The sequence below is a fragment of the Longispora fulva genome (genome assembly GCF_015751905.1).
Taxonomy (GTDB): Bacteria; Actinomycetota; Actinomycetes; order Mycobacteriales; family Micromonosporaceae; genus Longispora; species Longispora fulva.
In genome coordinates this window covers 1,921,668-1,935,448 of the sequence record NZ_JADOUF010000001.1, presented here as the reverse complement: position 1 = coordinate 1,935,448, position 13,781 = coordinate 1,921,668, and the positions used below count along the sequence as shown (strand labels likewise).

Sequence of the window (13,781 nt, the reverse complement as noted above, 5' to 3'; positions counted from 1 at the left end):
AGGTGCCACAGGACGACCTAGTGTGCCGGGTCCTCCGTGAGGTACCCGGCGGCCTGCAAGGTGAACAGTTCCGCGTACACCCCGTCGAACGCCATCAGCTCCTCGTGGTCGCCGGACTCGAGGACCCGGCCGTGGTCGAGGACGTAGATCCGGTCGGCGTGGCGCACGTTGGCCAGCCGGTGCGTGATCAGTACCGTCATCCGCCCGGCGGCCCCGGTCCGCAGCTGCTGGAACAGCGCGAACTCCGCGCGCGGGTCCAGTGCCGCCGACGGTTCGTCGCAGATCAGCACCGGGGCGTCGCGGTAGAAGCCGCGCGCGGCGGCCAGCCGCTGCCACTGGCCCTGGGACAGTTCCTGGCCGCCCTTGAAGTTCTTGTCCAGCAGGGTGTCGTAGCCCCGGGCCAGCTCGGTGATCATCGTGTGCGCCTCGGCGGCCCGCGCGGCGGCCTCGATGCCGGCGTTGGTCGCCGGCCGGTGTTCCGCGCCGATCCGGATGTCCTCGCGGGCCGTGAACGGCCAGTGCGCGAAGTCCTGGGTCACGACGGAGATGTGCGAGCGCAGCTGGTCGGGCGCGTAGCCGGCGATGTCCACCCCGTCCCACAGCACCCGGCCGGTGCTCGGCGCGTACGTGCAGCCCAGCAGCTTGGAGATGCTGGACTTGCCGCCGCCGTTCGCGCCGACCAGGGCGATCGTCTCCCCGGTACGCACCACCAGCGACACGTCGGTCAGCGCCGGCCCGTCGGCGCCGGGGTAGGTGAGCGTCACCGACTCCAGGCGCAACTCCGCCGGCGGCGGGGCGGTCAGGGTGCTGGACCGCTCGGCCCGGCCGGCGGTGGCCTCGCGGACCTGGGCGTAGTCGCGGGCGTACAGGCCGTCCTCGTAGAGGCCGTTGATGTGGAAGATCAGCTGGGTGAGCGCGCCGGCGCCGGCCTGCAGCGCGAACACGGCCGTGCCGGCCGCGGCCAGGGGCAGGCCGCCGCCGACCAGCAGGACGCCGAGGAGCACGTACACCCCGGCCTTCCCGACGCCGGACAGGGCGCCGCCGACGGCCCGGGCGGCGGTCTGCTGGCGGGCGATGTCCAGGTCGGTGGCCAGGGTGCCCCGCAACAACCGCAGGTAGCGGCTGAGCAGGTAGTCGCGCAGGTTGAACGCCCGGACCTCCGGCGCGTGCCGCCGGTCGGCCAGCAGGTGCCCGAGGGTCCAGCTCCGCCGGGACCGGGCCACCCAGCGCGCCCGGGCGAGGTACGCGGCCCGGGCGGCGTGCACCGCGCCCCAGCACTCGGGCACCGCCGCGGCGATCAGCACCGGCAGCAGCAGGGGGTGGATCACCAGCAGGGTGCCGGCGACAGCCAGGAACCGGACCACGCCCGTGAGCAGGTCGATCCCGTGGTCGACGAGCGCGACGCTGGACTGGGTGCCCCGGTTGCGGGCCCGCTCGATGTCGTCGGCGTACGCGTCGTCGTCGAACGCCGCCAACTCGACCCGGCTGGTGACCTTGAGCAGTTCCAGTTCGGCGGCGACCCGGACCCGCGGGCTGAGCCGGGCCTGCGCCCAGCCGGCCGCCGTGGTCAGCGCCGCGCGCCCGGCGGTGGCGAGGGTGACCCAGGCCAGGGCGGGGATCGCGGCCCGCACCCGGTCGGGGGTGGGGCCGGCGGCGAACAGGGACTCCAGCACGCCCCTGGTGGCGAGCAGGCCGAGGGCCGTGAGCAGACCGGCGGTCACCTGCAGCACGACGGTTGCGGCCGTGTCCAGCCTGCTCGCCGACCAGGCCAGCCCGAACGCCATCCTGACCAACGCCGGCAGCCGCCACAGCACGGACCGGAACCGGGTGTCGACCAGGTCCTGGGTGAACTTGTGCCAGTAGCTCTCCGCCTCCAGTTCCGCGTCGAGCTCGTGCGGGACGGCGTCGTCGTCCGGCGGCTCCATGGTGGACCTCCTCGCCACACGACGGGGCCGCCGCCGACCGGGTCGGCGACGGCTCCCGGATCCAAACTCCGAAACTACCGGCCCGACCCCCAGAAGTCGATCTTTGTCCGGTGGGGACATCCGCTGACCGTCCTCGATGGCGACGGACCCCCATCCCGGGCGCCCTGGGCCTGCCTCCCGGACGTCCGGGCCGGCTTCCCGGGCCTCCTGGGCGGCCGGCCGGCGTCCCCCGCACGCCGGCCGGCCGCCCCGCTACCCCGGCACCACGGCCGTGGTGACGAACACGGTGGCGCTGGCCAGGAACGGCCCCCCCGTCAGCCGCCCCAACCAGGCCAGCGCCGCCCGCTCGTCCATCACCCCGGCCCGGATCGCCCCCCACGTGACCTCCGTGATCCGCAGGATCCGCTCGGCCACCGCCACGTCCCGGAACACGATCGTGACGGCCTCGACGTCGCGCACCACGAACCCGGCCGCCGCGCACAACCGGGGCACCTGCCGGCCGACGGTGGCGTTGCGGACCACCTCCCGGCGGACGTAGCGGGCGTAGGCGCGGCTGGTGTCCACATCGGGGTCGTCGATGACGAGGGTGTCCCAGTCGTTGTCGGCCAGCACCGCCACCCCGCCCGGGCGCAGCACCCGGCGCAGTTCGGCCACGACCCCCGCCGGGTCGGCCACGTGCTGCAACACCCGGTCGACCACCGCCCGGTCCACACCGGCGTCGGGCACCGGCAACGCGTGCGCGTCCCCGAGCCGGACCCGCACCCCCGGACCCGGGAACCGGTGCCGGGCCACGGCCACCATCGCCGGATCGGCGTCCACGCCGAGCACCGACCCCGCCGGACCGACCGCCGCGGCGAGCCCGCCCAGATCGGCCCCGGGCCCACACCCCACATCCACGACCGCCATTCCGGGTACGAGGCCCAGCGCCGCCGCCACCCGCCCCTTGTACTCCCGGCCGGGTCCGCTCGCCGCCACCTGGTCGAGATAGGCCACCTGTGCGGGGGTGTCACGTGTCATGCCACCGATCCCACCAGGCCGAGATGGTCGGTCCGTGGTCGCGGTGTGGAGATCCCGGGAGCCTCGGCTTGTCGTTTCCTCCCCTTCGCCCCGGGATGACACCGTGGACGCATGCGCAACGAGAACTTCTACTCCCTCGCGGCCCAGGTCCTGCCGGCATTGCTCATCGCGGTGATCCTGGAGATCCGGGGCGCGCTCGGCACGATCGCGGTCGGCGCCCGCCGGGACCGGCACACCGCCCTGCACCGCAGCTGGACCCGCTCGGCCGGCTACCTGGTCCTCGCGTATGTCGCGGTCGCGGTCTGCTTCGTGCTGGGCGAGGCGTCGGCACTCCTCGTGGTGTTCGTCGGGCCGGGCGGCTGGCTCGTGCGGGTCGCCGCGCCGGTCGTGGCGCTCGCGTTGCTGCTGCTGACGGTGGCGGCGATCGCGGTACCCGCCGTGGGGTTGGGGGTGCAGACCGGCGTCCTGATCCGCGCGGACCGCGACCAGCCCGCCGACGAGTCGGTGTCCGTCGACTGAACGTCAGGAACGCGTCCAGGCGACCTCGGGCCGCCGTGACCACGGGCGACCTCGGGCGCCCGGTGCGGCAACGGCGGCCTTGAGCGGATGTTGAGCGGCCGGCGTGACGATGCCGGCACCGACACGCGAGGGGGTGAACAAGATGACGATCACAGTCAAGAAGGTCGAGGCGCTGGTCGCGACCATGTGCCCGGTCGACGGCTGCGGCTCCGGTTGCCGCAATCCCGCGATCTGCGACAGCTGATCCACCGGCCGCCCGGTCCAGGCCGGGCGGCCGCCCCGACCCTCGAGGAGCCCGCGATGCGACCGATCCTGAAACCCGTCGACGAGTACCGGGTGGGCGACACCCTCCGCCTTGTCCGCGAACTGGGCGTGTGGTTCGACCTGGACGACGCCGACGGCGGCGTGGCAGCGCTCCTCGGCCAGCTCGACGGCACCAGCACCGTCGAGGAGATCGGCGCGCGCCTGGCGATCGACGCGGCCCCGGCGATCGCGGCCCTCGACGACGCCGGCCTGCTCGAGGACGCCGACGCCCCGCACACCCTGACCGCCGACGACCACGAACGCTACGCGAGCAACCTCGCGTTCCTGAGCACGTTCGCGTCCCTGACCACGAGCCGGTACGCGCTGCACGCCCGGCTGCGGGCCGCCCGCGTCGTCCTCCTCGGCGTGGGCGGCCTGGGCTCGACCCTGCTGCTCAGCCTGGCCGGGGCCGGCGTCGGGCACCTGACCCTGCTGGACGTCGACCGGGTGGAACTGCGCAACCTGACCCGCCAGTTCCTGTACACGGAGGCCGACGTGGGCCGGACCAAGGTGCACCGGGCGGGGGCCCGGGCGCTGGCCGTGAACCCGACCCTGGACATCCGGACCGTCGAACGCCTGGTCACCTGCCCCGAGGACGTCGCGCCGCTGCTGGAGGACGCAGACCTCGTGCTGTGCGGCATCGACCGGCCCCGGCAGGTGCGGCACTGGGTGAGCCGGGCGTGCGTGGCCGCCGGGGTGCCGTTCCTGTCCGGCGGGATGACCGTCACCAAGGGCGTGTACTTCGGCTTCACCCCCGGCCGTGACGGCTGCATGGAGTGCTGGGAGGCGCACGCCGGCCCCCTGGACGACGCCCGGGTCCGGCCACCGGTCAACCGGGCGATGGGCCCGATGGCCGCTGTCGTCGGCGGGCTGGTCGGCGTCGAGGCGCTGAGGGTGCTCACCGGCTTCGCCCCGCCGGTGTCGATGGGGCGGGTGTGGACCGTGGACTTCGCCACGGGGGAGACGACGGTGTTCGACGAGTGGACCCGCCGGGAGGACTGCCCGGCCTGCGGCAACGCGGCGGCCCCCCGATGACCCGGCCCCCGACGTCGCCCCCGGCATCGGCCCCTGCCGAGGCCTCGACCCAGGCGCAGGTTCCGGCGCCGCCCCCGGACCGGCCCGTGGTCCGGGCCGACAGCCGCGTCGGGCTGCCGGAGTTGTCGATCGTGCCCGACGGCGACGAGTACGTCGTCGGAGATCCCGCCACCGGCCAGTTCGTGTCGCTGCCCGAGATCGGCGTCGTCGCGATCCGCGCGCTGTCGGCGGACGTGACGATCGCGCAGGCGGCGGTACCCGTGTCCGCGGCGGCGGGGGAGGACGTCAACCTCGTCGAGTTCGTGGCGACGCTGCTGGAGTGCGGGCTGGTCCGCAGCCTCGACGGGGTACTGGTCGGCCCGGCGGCACCCGCCCGGGAGTCGCGCTGGCTGGCCCGGATCCGCCCGGAGCACGCCCGGATCCTCTTCGGACCCGTCGCGTGGACCCTCTACGCGGCGGCCCTGTGCTGGTCCGCCGGGGTGTGGCTGGTCGACGGCCAGTACCGGCCGGCGCTGGAGGACGTGCTGTTCTACCCCGACCCGTTGGTGTGCATGGCCGTGCTGTTCCCGGTCACCACGGGCCTGGCCATGGCGCACGAGGTGTGGCACTGGCTGGCGGCGCGGGCGCTGGGGGTGGGCGCACGGATCAGTACTGGTCGGCGGGCGTTCTTCTTCGTGTTGCAGACGGACCTGGCCGCGTTGTGGTCCCTGCCGCGCCGCCGCCGGCTGGGTCCGCTGGCCGCCGGGGTCGCGTTCGACGCGCTGGTCCTGGGCGTGGCGCTCGCCGTCCGGGTCGCCGGAGCCCGGTGGGGGATCGCGCCGCTGCTCGACCGGTTCCTGGCGGCGATCGTGCTCCGGCAGACCATTGTGATCGGCTGGCAGCTGCTGGTGTGCGTGCGCACCGACGGGTACCTGCTGATCTCCACGGCCCTGGGCTGCCGCAACCTGCTGGACACCGCGAAGCTGCACGTCCGCTCCCGCCTCTACCGGCTCACCCCGGCCCAGGCGGCCACCCTCGCCGGCACCCCGCCGCACGAACGCCGGGTCGCCGCCTGGTACGGCCCCCTGCTGGTGGCGGGGGTCGCGTTCCTCGCGCTGCTGTTCGTCAACTACTGGGTGCCGGCGATGGCGATCTCCGGGGCCTGGATCGGCTGGGGGATCGCCGGGGCGCCGTGGGGTTCCCGCGCCTTCGCCGAGGCGGCGGTCCCGGCGCTGGTGATGCTTGTGCAGTTCCTCGCCCCGGCGGCCGTCGCCGTCCGGGACCGCCGCCGCGCCCGCCGGGGCGTCCGATGACCGGGAAGGAACCTGTCATGTCTCGCATCCTCGGGAAGGGACCCGACGTGTCTCGCGTTCCTTGGGGCCGGATCGGGTACTTCGCCCTGGTCCTGGCGCTGGTCGTGGCGTGCGTCGCCGTGACGAGGCGGAACTGGACGGCGCAGCTCGTCGGTTCGGCGGTGGCCGCCGCGCCGGCCGACCGGCCCGACCTGCCGGGGCGGGAGGTGCCGATGCTGCCCAGCCCGCACATCGCCTATCTCGGCACGGACCACGCCGCCTACAACTCACTGCCCCCGACGTCGGGCCCGCACCTGCCGTGGCCGGCCGCGTCGGGTGTGTACCGGGAGTCGGTACCGGACGAGCTGATGGTGCACTCGCTCGAACACGGGCACGTCGCGGTGCAGTACGCGCCGGACACGCCGCCCGGGCAGGTGCGGCTCCTGGAGGACATCGCGCGGCGGTACCCGGGCGACGTGGTGGCCGCCCCGTACCCGCGGCTCGGGCACGGGGTGGCCCTGACCGCCTGGTGCCGGTTGCAGACCCTCGACACCGTGGACGAGGCGGCCATCGTCCACTTCGTCGAGACGCTGGCCGGCCGGTACGACCACGGCTGGACCCGATGACCAGGACCTAGCAACCTAGGATGCCGGAGACGACGTGGCGGGGCGCACGCCGTCTCCGCCTGGTCAGTTCCGCATTCGGCCTCCGCGCCGGGTGGAACCTGCCGGCCACGGGACGGTGGCCGAAGTCGGTCACGTGTGCGCCGCCTGGCCAGGGACGGATCGCAGCAGGTCCGCGCACGCCTGTGCCTCGTCGGCGTGCACCGGTGCCAGCGTCAGCCACCGGGCACCGGCGTCGGTGAGTGCGGCGACCGCCGCATCGGGGCGACCAGCGCCCAGGTGCACGGCCCCGAGCGCGGTCAGCGCCTGGGCCAGTCCCAGGGTCTCGCCCAGCCGGCCGAAGGTGTCGACGCAGCCGGTGAGCAGGGCGAGCGCCGATCCGTACTCCGCCCGGCGCAGGGCGGCCCCGGCGCTGGTCAGCCGCACGTACGTGGCCCGCAGCTCGTCGCCGCCCGCTCGGTAGCCGGCCTCGGCGCGCTCGTGGTGGGCGGCGGCCAGTTCCGGTCGGCCGGTGGCCTCGCACACCCGGCCCAGCCAGTGCCCGTGCTGGGCTGTGAACCGGATGCAGCCGTGCGCGGTCGCCAGCGCCAGGCCCTCGGTGAACAGGTCCTCGGCCGGCCCGTGTTCGCGCGCGTCCGCGTGCAGCATGCCCCGGATCAGGAGGGCGTGGAGGAGGGCCAGGTGGTCGTCGCCGGCCCGCAGGTACCCGATGGTGTCCTCGATGAGCTCGACGGCCGCCGCCGGTTCGTCGGACCAGCGGAGGAACTCCGCGGCACCGCGGTCGGCGAGCGCCACGCCCCGCCGGTCGCCCAGGGCCTCGAAGGCCTTCCTGGCCTGCCAGTGGTGGCGTTCGGCGAGCGGGTAGTCGTCGCGGCGCACCGCGAGTCGGGACAGGCCGACCGCCGTGACCGCCACGCCCCGCGTGTCGCTCGCGGCGGTCGCGGCCGCCAGCGCCACGGAATGCGTGTCGTGCCAGGCGTCGAGGTGCCCGCGCTGGTCACAGAAGCCCTGCACGGCCGAGGCCAGTGACCAGGCCAGGCCAGCCTCGCCCAGGTCCGCGGCCTGCCGCACGGCCGCGGACAGTCCGTCGAGTTCCCCTTCGAACCAATCCAGCGGGTCGCGGTCCGCGACGGCGGGGGCTTCGGCCGGGTGGTCGGTGGGCACCAGCCAGGGGCCGGCCTGCAGCCGGGACTCCGCCGCGCGGGCCAGCGCGAGCCATCCGGTGCAGGCCCGGGTCACGGCCCCGGTCCGGTCGGCAGGGGAGTCCTCGTCGGCGGCCCGTTCCGCGGCGTACAGCCGGATCAGGTCGTGCAAACGGTACCGGTCCGGGCCGGCCGGCTCGACCAGGTGCCAGGCGGTGAGCGCGTCGAGCAGGTCCTCGGCCTCGCGCGCACGGGCGCCGAGCACCGCGCCGGCGACCCAGCCGGCGAACGTCGGCGCCTGCAGCAGCCCGAGGAGCCGCAGCAGCCGGCGCGGCCCCGGGCCGAGGGACCGGTAGCTGAGTGCGAGGCTGGCCCGCACCTCCAGGTCGTCGTGCGCGAGTTCGTCGAGGCGGCGGCGTTCGTCGGCGAGCCGGTCGGCGAGCCACGCCAGGGTCCGCCCGGGCCTCCCGGCCAGCTTCGCCCCGGCGACCCGCAGCGCCAACGGCAGGTGCCCGCACAGGTCCGCCACCCGGCGCGCGTCGGTGTCGTCGTCGACGGGGTGGCCGATGATCCGCGACAACAGCCGCACCGACTCCGCCGGACGCAGCACGTCCAGGGTGGTGACCGTCGCGCCGGGCAGGCCGGTCAGCCGCTGTCGGCTGGTGACCAGGACGCCACAGGTCGCGCTGCCGGGGAGCATCGGCGTGACCTGCGCGGCGGAGTCGGCGTCGTCGAGGACCACGAGCAGTCGCCGCCCGGAGGTGCGTTCCCGGAACACCGCCGCGCGTTCGGTGACCTCCGCCGGCAGCGCGGAACCGTGCACGCCCAGCGCCCGCAGTAGCCGGGCGAGCGCCTCGGCAGCCCCCAGCCCCCGCACGGAGAGAAACAACCTGCCATCCGGGTACCGGCCCCCCAGCCCGTGCGCCGCCCGTACCGCCAGGGCGGACTTGCCGACCCCGGCGTGCCCGACGAGCACGGCGACCGGCAGCGCGGTGCCGGTACCCGTCAGCACACGGCGCAGGGCCAAGAGTTCCCTCGACCGTCCGGTGAAGTCGGCGGGGTCGGCGGGCAGTTGCACCACCGGTCGGGCTCCGGGCGCTGCCGGGTCGCCGCCTGGTTGTGCTTGTCCGTCGGTCGTCGCCGGGTCCGGGCGCAGTGCCCGGGCGTGGGCGGCGCGCAGCTTCTGCCCGGGGTCCGCACCGAGTTCCTGGGCGAGTGACCGCCGGACCCGTTCGAAGGCCCGCAGCGCGGCACCCTGCTGACCGGTGGCGGCCAGCGCCGCCACCACCACGGCGTGCGCCTCCTCGGCCAGCGGGTCGGCCTCGGCGACGGGCACCGCCAGGGTCAGCGCCCGGCCCGGGTCGCCGTCGGTCAGCGCGGCGTCGGCGCAGGCCACTGTGGTCGCCGTCCGTTCGGCGTCGAGAGCTGTGGCGTCGGCGGTCAGCCCCGTGTCGGCGAGCGCGGGACCGCGCCACAGCTCCAGCGCCGCCTCCAGCAGCACCCGGCGCTGTCCGGGCTCGGCGGCGGCCCGGTCCCGCAGCTCCCGGAATCGGTCCAGGTCGGTGGGCCCGTCGGCGACCAGGGTGTACCCGCCCGGCCCGGTCACCACCCGCGCGACCCCCTGCCCGTGGGCGGCGAGCCAGCGGCGCAGCCGGTGCACGGTCACCTGCACGGCGCCCCGGGGCGCGTCGGAGGGCCGCGAGTCCCACACCAGCCCGTACAGCCGGTCGGCGGACACCGGCCGGCCGGACGTGAGCGCCAGTGCCGCGAGCATCGCCCGGGTGGCCCGCGCCGCCGGGGTCAGGTGTCGACCGCCGGTCTCGACCGCGACGTCACCCAGCAGCAGGATCGGCATGCCCGACCTTACCTCCGGATCGGACAGTGAAAGGGGACGGTAACCGGGGTCCGGTGGAATCGGGGTCGTCACCGTTCCCACTGAGGAGAAGATCTGATGCGCACACCGACCAGGACCCGCCTGTTCGCCGCCGCCGCGTTCGCCGCCACCGCCGCGGCCGTCGCGGTCGCCCCGCTGCCCGCCGCGGCCTCGCCGGGCGACCAGTCCGTCGTGACCGGCTGCAACCCGTCCGCGTGGCAGACGCCCGTGAGCGGCACCGGCAAGGGAAAGATCCGCAACTGCGCCATCACGTGGAGCCGCAACGTCGCCGACGGCGACTACTGGCAGGTCGTCGACTTCGAGCTGTACGACGCCGTGGACGGCGACGGCCACTGCGCCCAGGCGTCGACGACCGGCTCGTCGACGGTGTTCTCCTCGTGCAGCGGCTCCTGGGAGAGGAAGACCCGGAGCCTGTCCGGCCAGCGTTCGTCCATCACCGTGACGTTGACTTACTCCGGTGCGGGGTCCGTCGCGCACACCGTGACCGCGCCGAGCGGGTACTGAGCGGGCCGGTGGGCGGGGCGGCGTCGCGCGTCCCGCCCACCGGGTGGTCCGTATCCGGCTCCGTGTGGCTCCGCGCGGGGTGGGCGAGTGAAACTGTCGGTCCCCTGGTGCAGGGTGGGGGCATGGATAACGTCACCGACAGCGCACCGGTCCGGATCGAGCCGTGGTCGGCGCGTGACCTCGACCTGTTACGTCGGATCAACGCCCCCGAGATGACCGAACACCTGGGTGGCCCGGAGACCGACGAGCAGGTCGTGGCCCGGCACGAGCGGTACGTCGCCGCCACCGGCACCGCGCGGATGTTCCGGATCGTAGCCGTCCCGGAGGAGGTGGCTGTGGGCAGCATCGGCTTCTGGGACCGCACCTGGCGCGGACAGGACGTGTACGAGACGGGCTGGAGTGTCCTGCCCGGCTTCCAGGGCCGGGGCATCGCCGCGGCGGCGACCCGGCGCTCATCGAGGCGGCGCGGACCGACGGCCGCCACCGGCACCTGCACGCGTTCCCGTCGGTCGGCAATCCGCCGTCGAACGCGATCTGCCGCCGGCTCGGGTTCGAGCTGCTGGGGGAGTGCGACTTCGAGTATCCGCCGGGCAACCCGCTGCGCTGCAACGACTGGCGCCTGGAGCTGTAGCCGGCGGCCCGCCCGTCGGTCGGTGACGACCGGCCCGGCGGGTTACGCCGCCATCTGGCGGGCGGCCTGTTCGTCGAGGAAGGCGGCCAGGTCCTCGGGCATCCAGTACGGGTGGTCGCCTGTCTCGAGCTGCCCCGCGGCGGCGAGCCTGTCGATCACGGGCTCGATGAGGGGCCGGTGCCGGTATTTCAGCACCAGTGCCTGATCGGGGCCGGACAGCAGGTTCCACCAGTGGTCGGGGGCGTCGTTCATACCTCGACAGTGGCAGCCGATTGTTACGGGAGACTACGAATGACGGGGCGTAGGACCGTTCGGCGACAAGATCAAGACTTGGGGTCTGGGCAGGTCAGCCGTCCGGCGGAGGGGGTGGCTCAGGTTGCGTCCGGAGGTGTGTTTCCCGCCACTGGGCGGGGTGCGACAGGTGATCATGTGATCGGTGGCACCTCCTGTGTAGTACGCCACTGGCGGGTGTCGTGCGGACGACGGCGGGCCTTGCCCGCGCCGCCCCGGCTGACCCGCGGATCAGGTGGACGTGGTCAGCGGGTCGAAGCGCAGCGGGGTTCCGGGGCGGGCCTGGGCCGCTGCGGCCAGGTCCTCCTCGACGACCACCCCGATCACCGGGTACCCGCCGGTGGTCGGATGGTCCGCCAGGAACACGATCGGCGCCCCGTCCGCCGGCACCTGTACCGCGCCGAGCACCATCCCCTCGCTGGGCAACTCCCGCCCCGCGGCCTCAGCGGTACGCATCAGCGCCGCCCCCCGCGTCCGCAGCGCGATCCGGTTACTGGCCGTGGAGGCCACGTACTCCCCCCGCCGCAGCGCCCCGGCCGCGTCGTGGAACCAGTCGTCCCGGGGACCCAGCCGGACCCGCAACACGAGACTGTCGGACGCGCCGAGTGTCGGGACCACGGTGACCGGCGTGGAATCGGCCCGCCCGAGGGGCGGTGCGGCCCCGGCTGTGATTGCGGCCGGCCCGAGGGGGAGGGTGTCTCCGGTGGCGAGCTTGGCCGGCCCGAGGCCGGACAGCAGGTCCGTGGCGCGGCTCCCCAGCACGGGGGCGACGTCGACGCCGCCGCTGAAGGCGACGTAACTGCGGACGCCGTGCCGGGCGGGGCCGACGTCGAGTACCGCCCCGGCGGGCACCCGGACCGCGGCGCCCCACGCGACGGGCCGGCCGTCGCACCGGACGGCGGCCGGCGCTCCGGTGACGGCGACGAGTGTGGCCCGCGCGCACCGGACCGCGACACCGGTCAGGGTGGTTTCCAGGGTCGCGGCCGTCGCGGGGTTCCCGACGAGGCGGTTGGCGAGGAGATGCGCCGGCAGGTCCAGCGCCCCGGAGCGCGGCACCCCGAGGTGTGCGAGTCCCGGCCGGCCCAGGTCCTGCACGGTGGTCAGAGCCCCGGCCCGGACCACGGCGATCACGGGAACCCGACCCGGGCACCGGCACGGCACCGGATCCGTGTCCCGGTCATGGGGACACCGCCACGAATCGGACGCGGGTACCGGGCGTGAACAGTGCCGCCGGCTCCCGGTCCGGGTCCCACGCCACGGCCGAGGTGTGCCCGATCAGCTGCCAACCTCCGGGCGAGGGGCGCGGGTACACCCCGGTGAACTCGCCGCCGACCGCCACGGCTCCCGCCGGCACGACGGTCCGGGGCGATGCCCGCCGGGGCACGTGCAGACCCTCGGGCAGCCCGGTCAGGTACCCGAATCCGGGGGAGAACCCGCAGAACGCGACCCGGTACTCGAACGAAGGGTGCACCGCCGCCACCGGTGCTCCCCACAGCGCGGTGACCTCGTCGATGTCGGCCCCGTCGTAGACGACCGGCACCTCGATCAGCGGCCCCTCGGCCGGGCCGACCGGCGGCACCACGAGCCCGGCGAGGTCGCGGGCCAGGGGCTCCGGTGCGCTGACCCCGTCCAGCAGCACGGTACGGGCCGCGGGCACGATCTCGGTCACCCCCGCCAGCAGGCCGGCCGCGCGGCGTCGGACGAGCTCGGTGTGCAGGGCCGCCACCGCCGCGGTGGAGTCCACCTCCAGGAGCAGTGCGTGCGCGCCCACGGATCGGATCCTCATCCGGACATCCGGCTGAGGATCTGGTGTTCGGCGGCGTCGAGGTAGCCGAGCAGCTCGGTCTCGGCCCCGGCGAGGTCCCCGGCGGTGAGCAGGTCGGCGATGACCCGGTTGCGGCGCAGGTACGGCTCGTGGAACGCGCGCGGGTCCGCCATCTCCAGGAACGCCAACCGCAGCTCGGCGAGCACCACGTCCATGTGCCGGTCGATCCGCGCGCTGCCTGCCAGCCCGGCCACGGCGCGGTGGAAGGAGATGTCGGCGGTCCCCACGGCGGCCCAGTCCCCGGCCGCCGCGGCCAGCTCCCCGGCACCGACGGCCTCGAGAACCTCGCCCTGCCCGCCGGTCGAGCCGGCCGCGGCCCGGACGCCGGCGCACTCCAGCGCGCGCCGCACCCGGTAGATGTCGGTCACGTCGGCGGACGAGAGCTGACGGACGTGCACGCCGTGATGGAGCTCGTACCGCAGCAGGTGTTCGTGGGCGAGCAGCCGGAACGCCTCGCGCAGGGTGTTGCGGGAGACGCCCAGCCCGTCGGTGAGCGCCCTCTCCGACAGCCGGGTGCCCGGTGGCAGCTCGCCGGCCGCGATCCGGGCGCGCAGCACCTGGGCCACCCGGTCGGCCGTACTCGACCGGTCGAGGAGCCGGAGGTCGCCGGGCAGATCCATGGTCACCCCCAGCCCAGAATTGTTCAACAATATTCTAGCTTCGGGCGACCCCGCCACGGGTACCCGAAAGGCGGGGTTTTCGCGTTCCAGGAATCGGCGCCCGGTATGCGTGACTGGGCGCCGCGAACCTGATACAGATGGTGAGTTCTCCACACCGCCCACGCGGCACGACGGAGGGACT

At 74.7% G+C, this 13,781-nt stretch carries 12 protein-coding genes and 1 pseudogene; 6 read left to right on the top strand and 7 right to left on the bottom strand.

The window, feature by feature from the left end; translation table 11 throughout:
• Nucleotides 1-17 precede the first annotated feature (17 nt).
• Together IW245_RS08530 and IW245_RS08525 are read right to left on the bottom strand one after the other, a co-directional pair.
• Nucleotides 18-1,925 carry an ABC transporter ATP-binding protein gene (locus IW245_RS08530; protein WP_197002640.1) on the bottom strand — a complete coding sequence of 636 codons (1,908 nt, stop codon included), beginning with the start codon at nucleotides 1,923-1,925 and terminating at the stop codon, nucleotides 18-20.
• 252 nt (nucleotides 1,926-2,177) lie between these two features.
• Nucleotides 2,178-2,942 (bottom strand): methyltransferase domain-containing protein, encoded by a 765-nt coding sequence (locus IW245_RS08525; RefSeq protein WP_197002639.1) that lies wholly within the window; start codon nucleotides 2,940-2,942, stop codon nucleotides 2,178-2,180.
• Between the two features lie 111 nt (nucleotides 2,943-3,053).
• Here IW245_RS08525 and IW245_RS08520 point away from each other — a divergent pair, with 111 nt between their 5' ends.
• The 4 genes from IW245_RS08520 to IW245_RS08505 all read left to right on the top strand — a co-directional run bounded on the left by IW245_RS08520 (nucleotide 3,054) and on the right by IW245_RS08505 (nucleotide 6,696).
• Complete coding sequence (locus tag IW245_RS08520; protein ID WP_197002638.1) at nucleotides 3,054-3,461, top strand: hypothetical protein; 408 nt, start codon at nucleotides 3,054-3,056, stop codon at nucleotides 3,459-3,461.
• 300 nt (nucleotides 3,462-3,761) lie between these two features.
• Complete coding sequence (locus IW245_RS08515) at nucleotides 3,762-4,799, top strand: HesA/MoeB/ThiF family protein (RefSeq protein ID WP_197002637.1); 1,038 nt, start codon at nucleotides 3,762-3,764, stop codon at nucleotides 4,797-4,799.
• Nucleotides 4,745-6,091 (top strand): hypothetical protein, encoded by a 1,347-nt coding sequence (locus tag IW245_RS08510; RefSeq protein WP_197002636.1) that lies wholly within the window; start codon nucleotides 4,745-4,747, stop codon nucleotides 6,089-6,091. Before IW245_RS08515 ends, IW245_RS08510 begins: the two co-directional genes overlap by 55 nt.
• Before the next feature lie 47 nt (nucleotides 6,092-6,138).
• A complete protein-coding gene (locus IW245_RS08505; RefSeq protein WP_197002635.1) occupies nucleotides 6,139-6,696 on the top strand; it encodes a thioredoxin-like domain-containing protein in 558 nt (185 codons plus the stop codon).
• 129 nt (nucleotides 6,697-6,825) lie between these two features.
• Here the strand turns inward: IW245_RS08505 and IW245_RS08500 are convergent, their stop codons facing one another.
• Nucleotides 6,826-9,690, bottom strand: coding sequence for an AfsR/SARP family transcriptional regulator (locus tag IW245_RS08500; protein WP_197002634.1), 2,865 nt, complete (start codon nucleotides 9,688-9,690; stop codon nucleotides 6,826-6,828).
• A 96-nt stretch (nucleotides 9,691-9,786) separates the two neighbouring features.
• Here IW245_RS08500 and IW245_RS08495 point away from each other — a divergent pair, with 96 nt between their 5' ends.
• On the top strand, nucleotides 9,787-10,233 hold the full coding sequence (locus tag IW245_RS08495; protein ID WP_197002633.1) for a hypothetical protein: 447 nt from the start codon (nucleotides 9,787-9,789) through the stop codon (nucleotides 10,231-10,233).
• A gap of 122 nt (nucleotides 10,234-10,355) precedes the next feature.
• Nucleotides 10,356-10,625: pseudogene (locus IW245_RS40420) on the top strand (GNAT family N-acetyltransferase); the annotation flags it as partial.
• A gap of 281 nt (nucleotides 10,626-10,906) precedes the next feature.
• Here IW245_RS40420 and IW245_RS08485 read toward each other — a convergent pair.
• The 4 genes from IW245_RS08485 to IW245_RS08470 form a co-directional block, all read right to left on the bottom strand.
• Nucleotides 10,907-11,116, bottom strand: coding sequence for a hypothetical protein (locus tag IW245_RS08485; RefSeq protein WP_197002632.1), 210 nt, complete (start codon nucleotides 11,114-11,116; stop codon nucleotides 10,907-10,909).
• A 270-nt stretch (nucleotides 11,117-11,386) separates the two neighbouring features.
• Complete coding sequence (locus tag IW245_RS08480) at nucleotides 11,387-12,286, bottom strand: 5-oxoprolinase subunit C family protein (protein ID WP_307788871.1); 900 nt, start codon at nucleotides 12,284-12,286, stop codon at nucleotides 11,387-11,389.
• A gap of 46 nt (nucleotides 12,287-12,332) precedes the next feature.
• On the bottom strand, nucleotides 12,333-12,941 hold the full coding sequence (locus tag IW245_RS08475) for a 5-oxoprolinase subunit B family protein (protein ID WP_197002630.1): 609 nt from the start codon (nucleotides 12,939-12,941) through the stop codon (nucleotides 12,333-12,335).
• Nucleotides 12,938-13,600, bottom strand: a complete 663-nt coding sequence (locus IW245_RS08470) for a GntR family transcriptional regulator (protein WP_197008401.1) — start codon at nucleotides 13,598-13,600, stop codon at nucleotides 12,938-12,940. Before IW245_RS08470 ends, IW245_RS08475 begins: the two co-directional genes overlap by 4 nt.
• Nucleotides 13,601-13,781 lie beyond the last annotated feature (181 nt).